This is a genomic window from Paracoccus alkenifer (assembly GCF_900108405.1).
GTDB classification, from domain to species: domain Bacteria; phylum Pseudomonadota; class Alphaproteobacteria; order Rhodobacterales; family Rhodobacteraceae; genus Paracoccus; species Paracoccus alkenifer.
Genome location: NZ_FNXG01000002.1, coordinates 669,579 through 687,481 on the forward strand (window position 1 = coordinate 669,579; position 17,903 = coordinate 687,481).

General features: G+C 67.5%; 17 protein-coding genes. 5 read left to right on the top strand and 12 right to left on the bottom strand.

Going from position 1 to position 17,903, the window contains the following annotated elements:
- Position 1: 1 nt before the first annotated feature.
- Together BLW83_RS07385 and BLW83_RS07390 are read right to left on the bottom strand one after the other, a co-directional pair.
- Positions 2–880: a branched-chain amino acid ABC transporter permease gene (locus BLW83_RS07385; RefSeq protein ID WP_090847085.1), complete on the bottom strand. Its 879-nt coding sequence runs from the start codon at positions 878–880 to the stop codon at positions 2–4.
- Positions 881–942: 62 nt separating this feature from the next.
- Positions 943–2,181 carry an ABC transporter substrate-binding protein gene (locus tag BLW83_RS07390; RefSeq protein ID WP_090847087.1) on the bottom strand — a complete coding sequence of 413 codons (1,239 nt, stop codon included), beginning with the start codon at positions 2,179–2,181 and terminating at the stop codon, positions 943–945.
- 183 nt (positions 2,182–2,364) lie between these two features.
- Between BLW83_RS07390 and BLW83_RS07395 the strand changes: the two genes are divergently transcribed.
- Together BLW83_RS07395 and BLW83_RS07400 are read left to right on the top strand one after the other, a co-directional pair.
- Positions 2,365–3,051, top strand: a complete 687-nt coding sequence (locus BLW83_RS07395) for a GntR family transcriptional regulator (RefSeq protein WP_090847089.1) — start codon at positions 2,365–2,367, stop codon at positions 3,049–3,051.
- A gap of 23 nt (positions 3,052–3,074) precedes the next feature.
- A complete protein-coding gene (locus tag BLW83_RS07400) occupies positions 3,075–3,842 on the top strand; it encodes an SDR family oxidoreductase (RefSeq protein ID WP_090847091.1) in 768 nt (255 codons plus the stop codon).
- A 77-nt stretch (positions 3,843–3,919) separates the two neighbouring features.
- Here BLW83_RS07400 and BLW83_RS07405 read toward each other — a convergent pair whose 3' ends face one another.
- From BLW83_RS07405 to BLW83_RS07440, 8 genes are all read right to left on the bottom strand, one after another.
- Entirely contained in the window at positions 3,920–5,068 is a 1,149-nt protein-coding gene (locus tag BLW83_RS07405) for a PLP-dependent cysteine synthase family protein (RefSeq protein WP_090847093.1), read from the bottom strand.
- Positions 5,069–5,070: 2 nt separating this feature from the next.
- Positions 5,071–6,243, bottom strand: coding sequence for a M20 aminoacylase family protein (locus tag BLW83_RS07410; RefSeq protein WP_090847095.1), 1,173 nt, complete (start codon positions 6,241–6,243; stop codon positions 5,071–5,073).
- 9 nt (positions 6,244–6,252) lie between these two features.
- The gene (locus tag BLW83_RS07415; RefSeq protein WP_090847097.1) at positions 6,253–6,726 is read right to left on the bottom strand and encodes an L-2-amino-thiazoline-4-carboxylic acid hydrolase; all 474 of its coding nucleotides are present in this window, start codon (positions 6,724–6,726) and stop codon (positions 6,253–6,255) included.
- A gap of 28 nt (positions 6,727–6,754) precedes the next feature.
- Positions 6,755–8,062 (bottom strand): NAD(P)/FAD-dependent oxidoreductase, encoded by a 1,308-nt coding sequence (locus tag BLW83_RS07420; protein WP_090847576.1) that lies wholly within the window; start codon positions 8,060–8,062, stop codon positions 6,755–6,757.
- 21 nt (positions 8,063–8,083) lie between these two features.
- Complete coding sequence (locus BLW83_RS07425) at positions 8,084–9,721, bottom strand: ABC transporter ATP-binding protein (protein ID WP_090847100.1); 1,638 nt, start codon at positions 9,719–9,721, stop codon at positions 8,084–8,086.
- Positions 9,718–10,605, bottom strand: a complete 888-nt coding sequence (locus BLW83_RS07430) for an ABC transporter permease (RefSeq protein WP_090847102.1) — start codon at positions 10,603–10,605, stop codon at positions 9,718–9,720. Before BLW83_RS07430 ends, BLW83_RS07425 begins: the two co-directional genes overlap by 4 nt.
- Positions 10,602–11,576 (bottom strand): ABC transporter permease, encoded by a 975-nt coding sequence (locus BLW83_RS07435; RefSeq protein WP_090847104.1) that lies wholly within the window; start codon positions 11,574–11,576, stop codon positions 10,602–10,604. The genes BLW83_RS07430 and BLW83_RS07435 overlap by 4 nt, the downstream gene beginning before the upstream one ends.
- Positions 11,577–11,685: 109 nt before the next feature.
- Positions 11,686–13,296: an ABC transporter substrate-binding protein gene (locus BLW83_RS07440; RefSeq protein WP_090847106.1), complete on the bottom strand. Its 1,611-nt coding sequence runs from the start codon at positions 13,294–13,296 to the stop codon at positions 11,686–11,688.
- Positions 13,297–13,488: 192 nt separating this feature from the next.
- On the opposite strand from BLW83_RS07440, the gene BLW83_RS07445 reads away from it, so the two are divergent.
- The 3 genes from BLW83_RS07445 to BLW83_RS07455 are packed head-to-tail and all read left to right on the top strand — an operon-like array spanning position 13,489 to position 15,622.
- A complete protein-coding gene (locus tag BLW83_RS07445; protein WP_218139089.1) occupies positions 13,489–14,223 on the top strand; it encodes an SDR family oxidoreductase in 735 nt (244 codons plus the stop codon).
- An 11-nt stretch (positions 14,224–14,234) separates the two neighbouring features.
- Positions 14,235–15,092 carry a VOC family protein gene (locus BLW83_RS07450; protein ID WP_090847109.1) on the top strand — a complete coding sequence of 286 codons (858 nt, stop codon included), beginning with the start codon at positions 14,235–14,237 and terminating at the stop codon, positions 15,090–15,092.
- 17 nt (positions 15,093–15,109) lie between these two features.
- The gene (locus BLW83_RS07455; RefSeq protein WP_090847111.1) at positions 15,110–15,622 is read left to right on the top strand and encodes an Lrp/AsnC family transcriptional regulator; all 513 of its coding nucleotides are present in this window, start codon (positions 15,110–15,112) and stop codon (positions 15,620–15,622) included.
- Between the two features lie 76 nt (positions 15,623–15,698).
- On the opposite strand, the gene BLW83_RS07460 is transcribed toward BLW83_RS07455, so the two are convergent.
- Both BLW83_RS07460 and BLW83_RS07465 read right to left on the bottom strand, forming a co-directional pair.
- Positions 15,699–16,811: an HPP family protein gene (locus BLW83_RS07460; protein ID WP_177172511.1), complete on the bottom strand. Its 1,113-nt coding sequence runs from the start codon at positions 16,809–16,811 to the stop codon at positions 15,699–15,701.
- A 327-nt stretch (positions 16,812–17,138) separates the two neighbouring features.
- A complete protein-coding gene (locus BLW83_RS07465; protein ID WP_090847114.1) occupies positions 17,139–17,831 on the bottom strand; it encodes a histidine utilization transcriptional repressor HutC in 693 nt (230 codons plus the stop codon).
- Between the last annotated feature and the right edge of the window lie 72 nt (positions 17,832–17,903).

Here is a 17,903-nt window from a genome sequence, read left to right on the forward strand (position 1 = left end):
CTCATTCGAAACGCAGGATGCGTTCGCCCATCAGCCCGCGCGGACGCAGCAGCAGCACGACGAACATCAGCAGATAGATGGCGGCCATGGACATCGCCGACTGGCCGATGGCGATCATGAAGCCCTTGACCAGCCCGACCAGCAGTGCGGCGACCACCACCCCCCAGAACGAGCCAAGCCCCCCGATCACCACCACGACAAAGGCCGCGGTCAGGATCTCGGCCCCCATTGCCGGATGCACGGGATAGATCGGCGCCATCAGCACCCCGGCCAGCCCCGCCAACCCCATGCCGATGCCGGCCACCGCCGACAGATAGGGGCGCAGGGAAATCCCCATCGCGCCCAGGATGTCGGGGTTCTGGATGCCGGCGCGCACGATGCGGCCAAAGGCGGTGCGGTTCAGCAGCACCCACACCGCCGCCACCACCGCGATCGCCACGGCGATCTGGAACAGCCGATAGCGCGAATAGACGAAATCACCCAGGAACACCTGCCCGGTCAGCACCGAAGGCATGGAATAGGCCTGTGGCGAGGCGCCGAAATACCAGCGCAGCGCCTGCTCGATCACCATGGCCAGCCCAAAGGTCAGCAGCAGCGAATACAGCGGGTCGGCCTTGTAGAAACGGGTGAACAGCAGCCGCTCGGTCACCATGCCCAGCCCCGCGACCAGCAGCGGCACGACGACCAGCACGGGAAAGAACCCCAGATACGGGGTCAGCAGGAACGCGAGATACGCCCCCAGCGCATAGAATGCCCCATGCGCCAGGTTCACGATGCCGCCCAGCGAAAAGATCAGCGACAGCCCCAGCGCGATCAGCAGATAGTAAAATCCGTCCAGCAGCCCGTTCAGCAGCTGCGCGGCAAAAAGAAACAGGTTCATCGCTTGGCCCTTCGGCAAGGGAAAAGGGGCGCAGCCGCCGCCGCGCGCCCCGTGGTTTCAGCTTAGCCGGCGAAGCTGCATTCGCCCCCCACGGCGGCCTCGATCAACGTCTCCAGCGGCTGGTCGGGGGCCGGCACCGGCGCCGAGGTGGTGAAGATGTCCCACTGGTTGGGCTGCTCGCCCGGAGGCAGCGCGGTGATCGTGTAGACCTCTTGCATCAGCTGGTGGTTCTTGGGGTTGAAATAGGCGGGACGCGATTTCATCACGTCAAAGGTGTTTTCCGGATTTTCCAGATAGCCCACCAGCGCCTCGCCGTCGGTGCCCACGGCCCCGATCGCCTGCGCGAGGATGTGCATCGCGGTATAGTCGCCGAACGCCTGGTTTTCCGGCGGCTTGCCGTATTTGTCGGTGAACGCCTTGACGAACTCCTGCGAGCGTTCGGTGTCGACCTGATGGGTCCAGACCGTGGGCCAGGTGCCCTTGAAGTTGTCGCCCCCCGCAGCCCAGGCCGAGGCGGTGTCAAAGCCAAAGCCGCCGACCGGCGCCTCCAGCCCGAATTCGGTATACTGCTTGAGAAAGCTGGTGATCTGCGTCCCGGCCAGGTTCGAGACCACGACATCCGGTTTCGCCTCGCGCACCTTCAGCAGATAGGACGAGAAATCGGTGGCGTCGGTCGGCACCAGGTCATCGCCGGCGATATTGCCGTTGGTGCGGTCCAGAAACACCTTGGCCGCGTTCAGCAGATCGTGGCCGAACGCATAATCCGCGGTCAGCAGATACCAGTTCTTGCCGTCGACCAGCCCTTCGCTTTGCAGATATTGGCCCTCGGCGTTCACATACATCGCGTTCTGGGTTTCGACGTGGAACATGAAGCGCTTGCAGTCGTCGCCGCGCAGCGTGTCCGAGTTGGCGCCGGTGTTAAGAAAGGGGCGCTTGGCGCGGTCGGTGACCTGCGAGATGGTCAGCGCCGAGGCCGAGCTGATCTCGCCCACGATGGCGACGACGTTGTCGCGTTCGATCATGCGCTCGGCCTTGGTCGAGGCGGTCTGCGGGTTGACCGAATCCTCCTTGATGACCTCGATCATGCGGCCGTTGATGCCGCCGGCGGCGTTGATTTCCTCGGCCGCGAGATCGGCGGCCATGACGGCATATTCGCCCAGCGGGCCCAGAAAGCCGGTGCGCGGCGTCAGGTGGCCGATGCGGATCGGCCCGTCGTCCTGCGCGAAAGCGCCCAGCGGCAGCAGCGCGGCCCCAAGGGTCAGCGCGGTGGTGGCGGCAAGCAGCCGGCGGTGGTGGAACATGGATTTCTCCTCCCCAGGATAATCTCGTGGATCGCGGTCGTGCCGTGATCTGAGATCACAGTTGCAGCCGATTCTGCCTGCGTCAATCGGGAATTTATGCTGCAACTGCAAAATAGCCCTGCGATAATAGGGTCTTGCCTTGCCCGCTGTCTGAGATCACACTTGGGGCAAGTCGAGGATAAAATGACCAGCCAGGATAACACGATAACCCCGATCCGCGTCGCCTCGCTGGCCAGCCAGGTCCATGATGCGCTGGCGGAAATGCTGCTGTCGGGGGCGTTGCGGCCCGACGACCGCATCTCGATGCGCGATCTGGCGGAACGGCTGGGGGTGTCGGTGATGCCGGTGCGCGACGCGGTGGCGCGGCTGGTGGCGCAGCAGGCGCTGGTGGTGCTGCCCAACCGCGCGGTGGCGGTGCCGCTGCTGACCCGCGGCCAGTTTCGCGACCTGACCGAGGTGCGCGTCCACAACGAAACCCACGCCGCGGCACTGGCCGCGCGCCGCGCCACGCAAGCGCAGGTCGCGGCACTGCGCCGCGCGGATCTGGCGTTCGAGCAGGCGCTGGCGGCGGCCGATGCGAAACCCGCGGTCAAGGCCAACAAGGATCTGCATTTCGTCCTTTACGAGGCCGCCGGCTCGCCGGTGCTGGTCGAGGTGATCGGGGCGCTGTGGCTCAAGGCCGGGCCGATCATCAACCTGGACCTGGAACAGGACACCCGCCGCCGCCGCACCGCCGTGTCGCGCGGCTGGCACGCGCGGCTGCTGCAAGCGGTCGAGGCCCGCGACGCGCAGGCCGCCGCCGATGCGGTCGAGGCGGACATCCGCTCGGCCTCGGAATTCATCCTGTCGCGCGACATCCTGCCTGCGTGACGTCTCAACAGGGGAAACCGCCCATGGATCTGGACCTCGACGCAAGCCGCGTCATCGTCACCGCCGGCGCCGCCGGCATCGGCCGCGCCATTGTCGAGGGCTTTCTGGCCGCCGGGGCGCGGGTGGCGACCTGCGACATCGACGATGCGGCGCTGGCGACGCTGCCCGATGGGGTGTTCGCCCGCCGCGTTGATGTGGCCGATGCGGGCGCGCTGACGGGGTTTGTGGCTGACGCCGCGGAGGCGATGGGCGGGCTGGATTGTCTGGTCAACAACGCCGGCATCGCCGGGCCGACCGCCAGGGTCGAGGACGTGGCGCTGGACCAGTGGAACGCCACGCTGGCGATCTGCCTGACCTCGCATTTCGTGGCCTCTGCCGCGGCCGTGCCGCTGCTGCGGAGCAGCGAAAACCCGTCCATCGTCAATATCTCGTCGCTCGCCGGGCGGCTGGGGTTTGCGCTGCGCAGCCCCTATGCGGCGGCGAAATGGGGGGTGGTCGGGCTGACGAAATCGCTGGCGATCGAGCTGGGCGGCGATTCCATCCGCGTCAATGCGGTGCTGCCGGGGATCGTCTCGGGCGACCGCCAGCGCCGGGTGCTGGAGGCCCGCGCGCAGGCACGCGGCGCCTCGTTCGCCGAGATCGAGGCCGAGGCGTTTTCCCACAGCGCGATCCGCGAATATGTCACCCCGCAGCAGATCGCCAATCAGGTGCTGTATCTGGCCAGCCCCTTGGGGCGCACCATCTCGGGGCAGGCGATTTCCGTCTGCGGCGGCACCGACCGGCTGGGCTGAGCCGAAAAGACCCCGCCGCGGGCAGATGCCGCGGCGGGGGAAATGTCAGTCGGGGGAAATGTCAGTCGGGGGGAACGTCATTCGGGGAACGGGCTGCCGCCGTGGTCCAGAAAACGCTCAAGCGCGCGCCGCCAGGGCGCGATGTCGATGTTTTCACGCGCCAGCCAGTCGGGGTTATAGTAGCTGTCGGCATAGCGGTCGCCGCTGTCGCAGATCAGCGTGACCAGCGACCCGCCCTGTCCGTCGCGCATCATTCCCGCCGCGACGCAGCACAGCGCAAAGAAATTCGTCCCGGTCGAGCCGCCGACCCGGCGGAACAGCCGGTCCGACAGCACATGTGCGGCGGCGATGGATGCCGCGTCGGGCACACGGATCATGTGGTCGATCACGCTGGGGATGAACGAAGGCTCGACCCGCGGCCGACCGATCCCCTCGATGCGCGAGCCCGGCGCCTCGGTGTCGTCGCGGCCGGTGGCCCAGGCGTCGTAAAACGCCGAGCCCTCGACATCGGGAACGCACAGCCGGGTGCAGAAGCCGCGATAGCGGATATAGCGGCCCAGCGTGGCGGCGGTGCCGCCGGTGCCGGCGCTGGTGATGATCCACTCCGGGACCGGGGCTTCCTCGCTTTCCATCTGGCGAAAGATGCTGTCGGCGATGTTGTTGTTGCCGCGCCAGTCGGTTGCGCGTTCGGCATGGGTGAACTGGTCCAGGTAATAGCCGCCATGCTCGGCGGCCAGCCGTGCGGCGACCTCATACACCTCGCCCGTATGCTCGACGAAACTGCATTCGCCGCCGAAGCCGGTGATCGCCTCGATCTTGGACGGGCTGGTCGAGCGTGCCATCACCGCGATGAAGCGCAGCCCCAGCAGCCGGGCGAAATACGCCTCGGACACGGCGGTCGAGCCCGAGGACGCCTCGACCAGCACGGTGTCGCGGCGGATGCGGCCGTTGCAGATCCCGTACAGGAACAGCGACCGCGCCAGCCGGTGCTTGAGACTGCCGGTCGGGTGGGTGCTTTCGTCCTTGAGATAGACGGAAATTCCCGGCAGCCCCGGAAAGATCGGCTTCAGCAGGTGGGTGTCGGCCGAGCGGTGGCTGTCGCCCGACAGCACCGCCACCGCGTGCCGCGCCCAGGCCCGGTCGCGACATTCAGGCAGTGCCGGCAGCAGGCCGGGGCCGGGGGCGGAACCGGCGTCCGGGTCGGCCAGGAAGGAAATAGAGGGCATCGTTACTCCTGCAACGGCAGCCGGCTGCGCACCAGCGCGGTCCAGTAGGACACGCCCCATGCGATGGCATCATCGTTGAAATCATAGGCGGGGTGGTGCAGCCCGGCGCTGTCGCCGTTGCCGATATTGATCATCGCGCCCGGCACCTCGTTCAGCATGAAGGAGAAATCCTCGCCCCCCAGCGTCTGCGGCATGTCGCGGTGGACCCGGCCCGCGCCCGCGACCGATTCCGCCGCCTGCGCCGCATATTCGGTATGCGCGTCATGGTTGACGGTCACCGGATAGTGGCGGCCATAGTCCAGCCGGGCGGTGGCGCCATAGGCGGCGGCGATGCCCTGCACCATCTCGCCCATGCGGGCCTCGATCATGTCACGGACCTCTTCGCGCAGGGTGCGCACGGTGCCGGCCAGCGCCAGCGTCTGCGGGATCACGTTATAGGCGTCGCCCGCCTGCACGCGCGTCACCGAAACCACGGCCGAATCCACCGGGTCGAGATTGCGCGCGACAAGCGTCTGCAATCCCTGGATCAGCGCCGCCATCACCGGCATCGGATCGACGGTCAGTTCGGGGCGCGCGGCGTGGCCGCCGACCCCGGTGATCTGAATGTCGAACATGTCGACCGAGCCCATGATCGGCCCCGGCGCGATGGTGAATTCACCCACCGGCAGGGCGGGGCGGTTGTGCATCCCGTAGACCTCATCGACCGGAAAGCGCCTGAACAGCCCGTCCTCGATCATGGCGCGGGCACCGGCGCCGCCCTCTTCGGCCGGCTGGAAGATCAGCACCACGGTGCCGTCGAAGTTGCGGCTTTGCGCCAGCCCGATGGCGGCGCCCAGCAGCATGGCGGTGTGGCCGTCGTGGCCGCAGGCGTGCATCTTGCCCGGCACTTCGGACGCCCATTCGGCGCCGGTTTCTTCGGTGATCGGCAGCGCGTCCATGTCCGAGCGCAGGCCGATGGTCCGCCCCGAGCGGTTGGAATGCCCGCGGATCACCGCCACCACGCCGGTGCGGCCGATGCCCTCATGCACCTCGTCCACGCCGGCCTCGCGCAGCGCCTGAGCCACGCGGGCGGCGGTGCGGGGCAGGTCATACAGCAGTTCGGGGTTGCGGTGCAGGTCGCGGCGGAATTCGACCAGCTGGGTGATACGGTCGGAAATCCAGTTCTCGACGGCCATTTTCGGTTCCTATTCTTCCTTGGTTTCCATGCGATAGCGGAAATCGCAGTGGGAGGCGCCCTGCATGATGGTCTGGGTGCGGGTCAGTTTCATGTCGGGGTTGTAGCCGATGCAGAAATCGCCATCACGGTTGCACGACAGCAGATGCCCGATCCGGCCCACCCCCATTTCGCGATACATCTCGGCATAGCGGCAGCGGGTGACGTTGAACGCCATGCTGTCGTCGTCCACGCCCAGCATCTCGATTTCCAGCGAGCCGCCGGCGGTCCAGTTCGGCATGATCGCGGCAAAGTCGTGGAAATCGGGGGTGTGGCCCAGTTCCTCGGCGAAAGCCTGCCCCTGCTGGATCGCCGATTGCGTCACCGCCGTGCCGATGATGTCGTCGGCGGTGTCGGTGCCATAGCGGGTTTCAAGCACCTCGTGCACGTTTTTCAGGATCTGCGCCTCGATCCGGCGGCGCTCGATGATGGGAAGCTGGCTCATGGGCTGGCCTTTCGGGTCTTGGGGGTGGTCATTTCATTTCCTGCCGGTCCTTGCGGCGCATCCATGCCAGGTAATTCGGCGCAATCAGGCGGGCAAAGCTGTGAAAGGGCAGGGGCCGCGGCTCGGACAGGGGCAGGGCCAGCGTATCAAGCGCCGCGCCCGACACCGCCCGCGCCATCTCGCGCCCCAAGGCCACCCCCAGCGCCACGCCGCGGCCGTTGCAGCCGATCCAGGTCCAGGCGTCGGGGCCAAGCTGGTGGATGCGGGGAAAGCGGTCCCAGGTCATGCCGATATAGCCCGACCAGACATGGCTCATCCGCGGGGTGCCAAGCTGGGGATAGGCCTCGGCCAGGCTGCGGGCGGCCTTGTCGGCGACGCGGCGGGCCATGTCGCGCCGGCCCATCACCGCACCGCCGGTGATCAGCCGGTTGCGCGCGTCGTAGCGAAAGAACCGCAGGTCGCCGCGGGTGTCGGACACCGCCTGCCGCCCGGGCAGGATGCCGGCGCGCAGATCGTCCGGGATCGGGTCGGTGGACATCTGCCAGGACAGCACCGGCACGATGGTATGCGCCAGCTTGCGGGCAAGGCGCGGCACCAGCTCGCCCGTATAGGCGTTGGTGGCCAGGATCATGTGGCGGGCGCGGACCTTGTGGCCCGAGACGGTGCGCACCACCCAGGCGTCGCCCTCGCGCGACCAGCCGGCGACGGGGGTGTCCTCGTGGATCACGGCGCCGTGGGCTGCGGCGGCGCGGGCCAGGCCGCGAGCAAGGCCCAGCGGGTTCACATGGCCGCCGGTCGGGTTCAGCATCCCGCCATACCAGAAATCCGTGCCCAGCAGCGCGGTGGTTTCCTGACGGTCCAGCAGGCGGGCGGGAAAGCCGTAATGCTGCCATGCCTCGACGCGGGCGCGCGACAGCTTGACTCGTCCGGGCGAATGGGCGGGCTGGAACCAGCCGGTCTGTTCGGCCTCGGCCTCGGCCTCGATCCCCTCGCGCCGCGCGATGTCGAACAGCGTGTCCGCGCTGTCGCCCACCAGCCGCACGAAGCGTTCGCCCGCCGCGCCCCAGCGGGCGACCATGGCGCGCGGCTCGGCCGCGGTCAGCGTGGGGATCACCTGGCCGTTGTTGCGCCCCGAGGCGCCCCAGCCCACCGCCTGCGCTTCCAGCAGCAGCACCTTTTGCCCGGCGCGCGCCAGTTCCAGCGCCGCCGACAGCCCGGTAAAGCCGGCGCCGATCACCACCGCATCCGCATCTGCGTCGCTGGCCAGCGGCGGCGTCTGCGGGGGCCGGGGGGTGACGGCGGCCCAGATCGAATCGGGAAACACTGCCTCGGTCATGGTCATATCCTTGTTCCGCGCTCAGGCGGCGTCGGTCAGTTTCGGGGGCTGCCAGTCGCGCCCGGGGATCGAGGTCAGCAGCGCCTGCGTGTAGGGATGTTGCGGGTCGGCAAAGACCTGCGCGGTGGGGCCGGTCTCGACGATCTCGCCCTTTTGCATGACGATGATGCGGTCGCACAGCTGGGCGGCGACGCGCAGGTCGTGGGTGACGAACAGCAGCGACAGGTCCAGCCGGTCGCGCAGATCGGCCAGCAGCCGCAGCACCTGCGCCTGCACCGACACATCCAGCGCCGAGACGGGTTCATCCGCCACGATCACCTTGGGCTGCATGGCGATGGCGCGGGCGATGCCGATGCGCTGACGCTGGCCGCCGGAAAACTCGTGCGGATAGCGCTCGGCGGCGGCGGGCGACAGCTCGACCAGCGACAGCAGCTCGCGGGCGCGGGCATGGGCCTCGGCCTTGGGCACGCCGTGGACGATGGGGCCCTGCGCGATCAGGTCCACCACCCGCTTGCGCGGGTTCAGCGAGGCCATGGGATCTTGAAAGATCATCTGGATGTCGCGGCGCATGGCGCGCAGCTGGCGGCGGTCGGCGTGGATCAGGTCATGCCCGCCGATCACCACCTCGCCCCGGTCGGCGTCCAGCAGCCGGGTGACGATGCGCGACACCGTGGTCTTGCCCGAGCCGGATTCGCCGACCACGCCCAGCGTCTCGCCCTGTCGCAGCTCGAAACTGAGGTCGCGCACCGCCGTCACCGCCTGCCGCCGCCCCGACAGCAGGCCGCCGCGCGCGGCAAAGGTCTTGGCCAGCCCCTGCGCCCGCAGCACCACCGGCGCGGCCGACAGATCCTTGTGCGCAGGCGGGGTCAGCGCCGGCACCGCGGCGATCAGCGCCCGCGTATAGGGGTGGCTTGGGTGGTTCAGGATCTGCTCGGCCGGGCCGGATTCGACCAGCTCGCCCAGCCGCAGCACCGCGATGCGGTCGGCGATTTCCGCCACCACCCCGAAGTCGTGGGTGATGAACAGGATGCCGGTGCCGTGCTGGCGCTGCATTTCCTTGATCAGATGCAGGATCTGTTTCTGCGTGGTCACGTCCAGCGCGGTGGTCGGCTCGTCGGCGATGATCAGCCGCGGGTTCAGCACCAGCGCCATGGCGATCATCACCCGCTGCCGCTGCCCGCCGGAAATCTGGTGCGGATAGGCGTTATAGGCCGAGGCCGGGTCGGGGATATGCACGTCGCCCAGGATTTCCAGCGCCCGCGCCCGCCGCGCCTTGCGGTCAAGGTCGGTGTGCAGGCGCAGCACCTCGTCGATCTGCCAGCCCACGGTCTTTTGCGGGTTCAGCGCCGTCATCGGTTCCTGAAAGATCATCGCCACGCGGTCGCCGCGGATGGCGCGCATCTCGGATTCGGACTTGGCGCCGATGTCCTCGCCGTCCAGCAGGATGCGCCCGGCCGAGACATGCACATGCGGTTCGGGCAGCAGCCGCATCACCGCATTCGCCGCCAGCGACTTGCCCGAGCCGGATTCGCCGACCAGGCAGACGATCTCGCCGGGGTTCACGGTCAGGTCCAGATGCTCCAGCGCATAAGGCCGGTCGCCGCCTGCGGGCAACGAGATGCGCAGGTCCTGAATTTCAAGGATCGGGGCGTCGGTCATTTCTTTTGCCTCGGGTTCAGGATGTCGTTCAACCCCTCGCCCAGCAGGCTGAAGGACAGCACGGTCAGCAGGATCGCGACCCCGGGAATGACGGTGCAATACCAGTCGGTGCGCAGCACCGCGCGGCCCTGGCCGATCATGTTGCCCCAGCTGGCAAAGTTCGGATCGCCAAGCGCCAGAAAGGCCAGCGCGCTTTCCATCAGGATCGAGGTCGCCATCACCACCGAGGCGAACACGATCACCGGCGGCAGCGCGTTGGGCAGGATCTCGCGAAAGATGATCGAGACGTTGCCGACGCCGAGGTTTCGGGCCGCATCGACGAATTCGCGCCGGCGCAGCGACATGAACTCGGCCCGGACCATGCGGGCGGGGGCGGTCCATGACACGATGCCGATGGCGATCACGATATTGCCGATGGTCGAGCCGAAGATCGCCACCAGCGCCAGCAGCAGCACAAAGCTGGGGATGGTCTGGAACGCCTCGGTCACGCGCATCAGCAGGTCGTCGACCCAGCCGCCGAAATAGCCCGAAACAGCGCCGATCAGGATGCCGATGCAGATCGAGATCAGCGTGGCCACCACCCCGATCAGCAGCGAGATGCGCGCGCCGTGCAGGATGCCGGCCAGGATGTCGCGGCCCAGCTGGTCGGTGCCCAACGGCGTGGCCGCATCGACAAAGGGCGCGGTCAGCGGCACGCCGACGCGGCGCAGCGGGTCGCCGGGGGCGATGATGTCGGCCAGCAGCGCCGCCAGCACCACCGCCGCAAACAGCACCAGCCCCAGCACCGCCGCGCGGTTGCGCCGGAAACGCCGCCACATGACAGCGGCGCGCGAGGGACGCGACAGCTGCGGTTCAAAGGCCGGTTCGATGTCAGGCGCGTTCATTTCAGTTCGATCCTCGGGTCGAGCCAGGCATAGACGAGATCGGTCAGGATATTGACCAGCACCACGATGATCGAGCACAGGAAGATGATGCCCATCAGCGTGTTAAGGTCGCGCTTGACGACCGAGGTATAGGCCAGCTGCCCCAGCCCCGGCAGGGAAAAGATGGTCTCGATCACCACCGACCCGCCCAGCACCGTGGAAATCTGCAAGCCCAGCAGGGTGATCACCGGCAGCAGCGCGTTGCGCATGATGTGATGGAACATCAGCCGCGCATCGCCCGCGCCCTTGGCCCGCGCGGTGCGCACGAAATCCAGCTCCATCACCTCAAGCACGCTGGTGCGCATCAGCCGCATGTAAAAGGCCAGGTAGATCAGCGCCAGCGCCAGCACCGGCATCACCAGATGGGTGGCGATGTCCAGCCACAGTTTCCAGCCGGTATGGAACGCGCCGATGTCGCGGATGCCGCCCACCGGCAGCCAGTTCAGCTTGACCGAGAACAGCAGCACCAGCAGCAGCGCCAGAAAGAACGAGGGCATCGCATAAAAGATCAGCCCCAGCGTCGAGATCACGTTGTCGGTCGCCGAATAGGCGCGGCGCGCGGCAAAGGCCCCCAGCGCCACGCCCACCACGAACGCCGAGGACAGCGCCCCCAGCATCAGCAGCAGCGTCACCCACAGCCGCGAGGCCAGCACCTTGGTGACCGGCTGCTCATAGACATAGGACCAGCCCAGATCGAATTGCGCCAGCTTGACCAGATAGCGCCACAGCTGCACCAGCACCGGCTGGTCCAGCCCGTATTCCTGCCGCAGCCGCGCGACGAATGCCGGGTCGGCCCCGCCCATGTCGCCCACCAGCGCATCGACGGTATCGCCCGGCGCCAGCTTGATCAGCAGGAAGCTGCCGATGATGATCAGCAAGATCACCGGCAGCGCCTGCAAGATGCGCCGTAGAAGATAAAGTAAAAGCGACATCGCTTGCCTGAACAATCATCCCGCGAACGCGGCCGCGAACGGCCGACGCCGGGGGATCTTGGTTACGGTAAGACCCGGGACGCGGCTTGCGCGCCCCGGCCGGTGCCTGTCACTCGTCGATCCACAGGTCATACCAGCTGGAGCTGTCCCAGCGCGGCGTGTTGTGGTGGTTCACCAGCTTCTTGTTGGTGATCCCGACGAAGGGATGCTCGATGGCAAAGATCACCGGCAGGTCGGTCATCGCCAGCCGCTGGATCTGGTGGTAGAGATCGGCGCGCTTTTCGGGGTCCAGCTCTTCGGCGGCGGCGTCGATCAGGCTGTCCATCTCGGCCGATTCATAGCCGAACTGGTTCGACCAGGCGGTGCCCACCGGCGCCCCCGACCGCAGCCACACCGTGGTCGAGACCGCGGGGTCCGAGCGGAACTGGTGCCAGCCGTTCGCGGTGTCGAAATCATGGTCGCGATAGACCCCGTTCAGGAAACCGGGCGCGTCATTGGTGACCAGATCGACCTGAATGCCGATTTCCTTCATCGCCTGCGCGAAATATTCGCCCCACAGCTGGGTGTATTCACCCCACGGCGCCGGCCGGTGGCGCAGCTTGAAGCGGATGCCGTCGGCCCCGGCGGGATAGCCGGCCTCGTCCAGCAGCGCCTTGGCCTTTTCCACGTCGTATTCATAGACCGGCACGTCGTCGGTATAGTTGGCCCCGCCAACGCTGGGCACCGGCCCATGGCCCGGCTTGGCAAAGCCGCGCATGATGGTGTTGATGGCGAAATCCAGGTCCAGCCCGTGATAGACCGCCTGCCGCACCTTCACATCGGCCAGGACCGGGTTGCGCAGGTTGAATTCGACCGTCGAGTGGGCGACGTTGTTTTCAAACCCCTCGGTGCCCATGTCAAAGCGCGGATCCTTGCCCAGCCGTTCAAGATCGGCCATGGAAATCCCGTTGAAGCCGGACTCGTGCAGCTCTCCGGCCTCAAGCGCGGCGGCACCGGCGGCCTTGTCGGGGATGAAGCGCCAGATCACCCGGTCCAGATAGGGATATTCCGCCCCGCGCCAGTAATCGTCGTTGCGCACGCCGATGATATACTGGCCGCGCTCGTATTCCTGGAACTTGAAGGGGCCGGTGCCGACCGGCGCCTGATTGACCGGGTTCTTGAGGATGTCGGTGCCTTCATACAGATGCTTGGGCACCGGATGGCCAAGGTCGGGCATCGCGGCCACGATCAGATCCAGCGGCATCGGCTCGGAATAGTTGAACACCGCGGTCAGCGGATCGGGGCAATCGACCGATTCCAGATTGGCTTGCAGCGTCGAGGAATAATTCAGCAGCGGCTTCCACAGCTCCATCGCGGAAAACGCCACGTCGTCGCACTGGAATGCCTCGCCGTCGTGCCAGCGCACGCCGTCGCGCAGCTTGAAGGTGATGGCCTTGCCGTCCTCGCTTGACGACCACTCGGTCGCCAATACGCCCACATAGCCGTCATAGGTCTTGTCGATCAGCGGCTCCATGAAGCGGCCGGTGATCTGATAGACCCCGGTCGAGGCCCGCAGCGCCGGGTTCAGCACCCCCTGTTCGGTGTTCATGTGCACGAACACCGTGCCGCCGCGCCGGGGCTCGGCCCCGTTGTCCTGCGCCGCGACCTGCTGTGCCGTCAGCGCCGCGCCCAGTGCGACAATGCTGGCGCCCAGCCACAATCCGCCATGCGTGTTCCGCATCGATCGTTCTCCCCCTAGACGGCCGGTTACGGAATTTCCGGCACTTGTAAGATCGTCCAAAGCTTCCGTCACTCTTGTCAGCATGTCAATCTGTAATACTATCATTCCTGCTGAATTCGTATAAACTGACCGGATAGCAGCTAAAACCTGGCACAGTTTTTCTATATGAGCGGTAACATGGGAAATAATTCCTTGAACAAGTCTGCGGGCAGGACGGTCTGGATCACCGGGGCGGGTTCCGGCATCGGCGCAGCCCTGTCGCGGCGCTTTGCGCAGGAAGGTTTTCCTGTGGCGTTGTCGGCGCGGACCCAGGCGACGGTCGCCGCGCTGGCGGCGGAAATCAACGCCGCGGGCGGGCAGGCGCGGGTCTTTGCGCTGGATGTGCTGGACCGGGCGGCGGTGTTCGACAGCGCCCGCCGAATCGCCGACTGGCGGGGCGGCATCGCGGTGCTGTGCAACAACGCCGGGCTGAACAACCCGCACCGCCACTGGGACGACATCGACCTTGCCGAATGGGACGCGGTGATCGCGACCAACCTGTCCGGCGCGATCAACGTCATCGCCGCCACCCTGCCGATCATGCGTGCCGGCGGCGGCGGGGTGATGATCCACACCGCCAGCCTTGCCGGGCGCCACCACATGCCGGCGGCGGGCGTGCCCTATGGGGCCTCGAAACACGCGCTGGTGGATCTGTCCGCCAGCCTGAATGCGGCCGAGGGGCGGAACGGCATCCGCTCGACCGCGCTTTGCCCCGGAGAGGTGGCGACGCCGCTGCTGCTCAGGCGCCCGGGGTTCGACCCGGCGCTGGCGGCGCGGATGATCCAGCCCGAGGACGTGGCCGAACTGGCCCTGACCGTGGCGCGGATGAACCCTGCCGTGGCCGTTCACGAAATCACCTTTGCGCCGTTGCAGCGCGCCAGCACCTGAAAGGAAACCCCATGTCCCATCCCGTCAAGGGCGTCGACCACCTGTTCCTGCTGACCGCCGATCTGGACGGCAGCGCCGAGCGCTGGCGCCGGCTGGGGTTCACCCTGTCGCCGCGCGGCACCCACAGCAAGGAAAAGGGCACCGCGAACTATACGATCATCTTTGATCAGGATTATTTCGAGCTGCTGGGCATCATCGCCGACACCCCGGCCAACCAGCACCAGCGCGACATGATCGCCCGCGACGGCGACGGGCTGCGCGCCATCGCCTGCCGGATCGACGACGCCCATGCGGCGCGCCACGCGCTGGCCGATCTGGGCATCGAGGCCGAGCCGGTGGCCGAATTCTCGCGTCCGCTGCCGCTGCCGGACGGCTCGACCGGCACCGCCGCCTTTGCGGTGACGCATTTCTCCAAGCCGGAAATCCCGGCCGGGTTCATCTTCATGTGCCAGCACAAGACCCGCGACATGGTGTGGCGCCCCGAGCTGGAATCCCACGCCAACACCGCGCGCGCTCTGGCCGGGATCGTGGCGGTGTCGGACGACCCGGAACAGGCGGCGGGGCGCTATGCGCGGCTGTTCGCCGCCGGGCAGGTGACGCAGGCGCAGGGCGGGTATCTGGTCGCGACCGGCCCCGATTCGGCCCCGGTCCTGTGCCTGACGCCCGCGACCGCTGCGGCGCGCTGGTCGGGGGCGGCGCTGGCCGCCACCCCGCCTTCGGGGTTTGCCGCGATGCGGGTGGCGGTGCGCGACCTTGCGGCGGCGCGGGCGGCGGTGGAGGCGGGCGGGGTTTCGACCCACGACCTGCCCGGCGGGTTCTGGGTTGCCCCCGCCGATACCTCGGGCGTCATTCTGGAGTTCGTCGCATGAAATCACCCGGCCGCAGAATGAGCGACCCCCGCCGCCGCACCGGCGAACATGCCAGTTTCGACGATGTGGACCGCCAGATCCTGGACCTGTTGCAGGAACGCGACCGCCCGGTGGCGGTGCTGGCCGAAGAGGTCGGGCTGTCGCAGACCCCGTGCTGGCGCCGCGTGCGCCGGCTTGAGGAAGCGGGGGTGATCCGCGGCCGCGTCGCGCTGGTGGATCACAAGCGCGTGGGCGTGCCGATGATCATCTTCATCGGCATCACCGCGCCGCGGCACGAAATCTCGTGGCTGAACCAGTTCCGCGAGTTGATCGAGACCATCCCCGAGGTGGTCGAGGCCTATCGCCTGACCGGCTCGACCGACTACATCATGAAAGTGATGGTCCCCGACATCGAAGCCTTTGACAAGGTTTACAAGTCGATGATCGAGCGGCTGGAATTTTCGCAGATCAATTCGTCGATCGCGATGGAGGAGCTGAAGCTGACCACCGCCGTGCCCACCACATATCTGACCCCGATGGCCGAGGACTAGCGGGCGGCCCCGCAGCCCCGTCCCGTGTCCTCGCGTCCCGTCCCCTCGCGTCCCGTGCCCCGCCAGCCCGGACCATTCACGCAGCGGCGCGGCGCGTGTTGTCGTGCAGCAGCAGGCGCATGATGTCCGAGCGGGTGATGATCCCGGCAAGACGTCCGTCGGGGCTGACGACGGGGATCGCCTCGCCGCCCTGATTGGCCAGGCGATGCAACAGATGGCCCACCGGCAGATCCTCGGCCACGGCGCCGTCGGCGGCCCGCATCATCTGCCGGGCGGTGATCCGATGCCGGCCGCGCACATTGGCGATGCTGAGCCCGGGCGCCGTCAGCCAGCGGATGACATCGGCCTGAAGGATGATCCCCAGCGCCGCCCCTGACGCATCCACCACCGGGATGCTCTTGATGGGGTGGCTGCGAAACAGGCCGGCCACGGCGGCGATCGGATCCTCGGGACCGGCCGTGATCAGCCTTGACGTCATGATCTGCGCACAGGTCACCGCGTCAAAGCGGTGGTTGGCGATCTCTTGCTCGGCGGCGGCGAGGATGCGGCCCAGATCGGCCACGCCGATATTCGGCGACTGGTTGAAGCGCCGCAGCAGCGCGGCCAGTTCCTCGGTCGACAGGGGCAGCAGCGACGGGGGCGGGGCATCGGCCCCCTTGGGCTGGCGGAACGGATAGCGCCGGCCCGTGCAGCGGTCATACAGGATCCCGACGACGACCAGCAGCGCCGTCATGATCCCGACGGGCGCAAGCGGATAGAGAAACCCCAGTTGCAGCGCCGGGGCCGGGTCAAGCGCCGTCAGCAGCGCGATGGCGCCCCCCGGCGGATGCAGGGCGCGCAGCAGCAGCATCCCCAGGATGGCGCCGCTGACGGCCATGGCGGGCACAAGCGGCGCCGGCACATGCCGCAGCACCAGCACCGCAACCACGGCCGAAATCATGTTGCCGACCACCGCCGACCAGGGCTGCGCGAGCGGCGCGTTCGGCACCGCAAAGATCAGCACCGCCGAGGCGCCAAGCGGCGCCATCAGCATCAGCGGCAGGCCGAACGCCTGGGGCAGGGCCAGCGCCAGCAGGGTGCAGATCCCGATCCCGATCGCACCGCCCGCTGCCGCGCGAAACAGCTCGCGCGGGCGGACCTGTGGCAGGACGGGCCCAAAGGCCCGCAAAATCGGTGCATGGGGTTTCACGGCGGATCTGCGGTCAGGAATGGTCTGGTTGGCGGCAATGAACATATCGGGGCGGGCGGGGAAAGCCTTGCTTGCGGCCCGGGCCCCGTTCCGCGGCGGGTTTTCGGGACAGGGCATCCCCGTGAACCGGCCGGTGGCGGGAAGCCTGTCGGTTCCGGCCCGCGAGACGCAGAAATACGTTTCGCCCCACCGGCAACCCGGCGAAGGAAATCATTATTTCGCACCCGCCTGCGGGTCCGGCCGCAAACCCCGGGGGGCATCGGCCGGCGACGCTGCCTGCCGGGGGCAGCCCGGCGGAACAATGCGGCGACGGTTTCGCGGGGCGGGTCAATAGCGCGTCGTCATCCGGTGGCCGCGCCGATGGAACAGCCGCACAAAGGTGACGCCTTCGTCCCGCCATGTGGTCTGCCGCTCGACCGTGAACAGGGGATCGCCCGGCGCGCAGCCCAGATGGTGACTTTGCTCGTCATCGGCGGCGGTGGCCGAAAAACTGACCTCGACGGTCGAAAAGGGCACCTGGCCCACCAGCCATTCGTTCGGACCCGAGGTCCGGAAATCGACCGTCCGGGCGGCGGGCGTCGCTGCAAGGCTGATCCAGCGATCCTCGAACTGATAGGGCTGGCCGTCGGAGAAATGGACGCAGATCAGGTGGCGGACCTCGGTGCCTGGCTCAAGCCCCAGCCGCGCGCGCAGCCAGTCGTCCGCGATCTGGATGTCCGAGCGGACCAGCGCATAGCGATACTCGGCCCCCTGTTCCTCGATCTCGGTGCGCACCAGCGGGATTTCCATGCGCATCAGCCGCACGGGCGAGGGACGCACGCGAGTGCCCGCCTTGCGCTTGCGCTCGACCAGGCCCTCGTCGGCCAACTCGCGCATTGCGCGGCTGACGGTGGCGCGGGCGGCGCCGTAATGCCCCGACAGGTCCATTTCGCTGGGCAGCAACGATCCGGGGGGCCATTCGCCGTCGGTGATGCGGCGAAGCATGTCGAGCTTGATGTCGCGGTAACTGGTTGTCGCCATATCCGCCCCTTTTGAACCTTTTTCAAAATCATTGCTGGACGCAGGCCCGTTCGGAATGCTTAAAGCATATGC

What these genes read in the sequence shown, in the direction of transcription:
- BLW83_RS07385 (WP_090847085.1), bottom strand. Translation starts at nt 880, where the DNA reads ATGAACCTGTTTCTTTTTGCCGCGCAGCTGCTGAACGGGCTGCTGGAC.
- BLW83_RS07390 (WP_090847087.1), bottom strand. Translation starts at nt 2,181, where the DNA reads ATGTTCCACCACCGCCGGCTGCTTGCCGCCACCACCGCGCTGACCCTT.
- BLW83_RS07395 (WP_090847089.1), top strand. Translation starts at nt 2,365, where the DNA reads ATGACCAGCCAGGATAACACGATAACCCCGATCCGCGTCGCCTCGCTG.
- BLW83_RS07400 (WP_090847091.1), top strand. Translation starts at nt 3,075, where the DNA reads ATGGATCTGGACCTCGACGCAAGCCGCGTCATCGTCACCGCCGGCGCC.
- BLW83_RS07405 (WP_090847093.1), bottom strand. Translation starts at nt 5,068, where the DNA reads ATGCCCTCTATTTCCTTCCTGGCCGACCCGGACGCCGGTTCCGCCCCC.
- BLW83_RS07410 (WP_090847095.1), bottom strand. Translation starts at nt 6,243, where the DNA reads ATGGCCGTCGAGAACTGGATTTCCGACCGTATCACCCAGCTGGTCGAA.
- BLW83_RS07415 (WP_090847097.1), bottom strand. Translation starts at nt 6,726, where the DNA reads ATGAGCCAGCTTCCCATCATCGAGCGCCGCCGGATCGAGGCGCAGATC.
- BLW83_RS07420 (WP_090847576.1), bottom strand. Translation starts at nt 8,062, where the DNA reads ATGACCGAGGCAGTGTTTCCCGATTCGATCTGGGCCGCCGTCACCCCC.
- BLW83_RS07425 (WP_090847100.1), bottom strand. Translation starts at nt 9,721, where the DNA reads ATGACCGACGCCCCGATCCTTGAAATTCAGGACCTGCGCATCTCGTTG.
- BLW83_RS07430 (WP_090847102.1), bottom strand. Translation starts at nt 10,605, where the DNA reads ATGAACGCGCCTGACATCGAACCGGCCTTTGAACCGCAGCTGTCGCGT.
- BLW83_RS07435 (WP_090847104.1), bottom strand. Translation starts at nt 11,576, where the DNA reads ATGTCGCTTTTACTTTATCTTCTACGGCGCATCTTGCAGGCGCTGCCG.
- BLW83_RS07440 (WP_090847106.1), bottom strand. Translation starts at nt 13,296, where the DNA reads ATGCGGAACACGCATGGCGGATTGTGGCTGGGCGCCAGCATTGTCGCA.
- BLW83_RS07450 (WP_090847109.1), top strand. Translation starts at nt 14,235, where the DNA reads ATGTCCCATCCCGTCAAGGGCGTCGACCACCTGTTCCTGCTGACCGCC.
- BLW83_RS07455 (WP_090847111.1), top strand. Translation starts at nt 15,110, where the DNA reads ATGAGCGACCCCCGCCGCCGCACCGGCGAACATGCCAGTTTCGACGAT.
- BLW83_RS07465 (WP_090847114.1), bottom strand. Translation starts at nt 17,831, where the DNA reads ATGGCGACAACCAGTTACCGCGACATCAAGCTCGACATGCTTCGCCGC.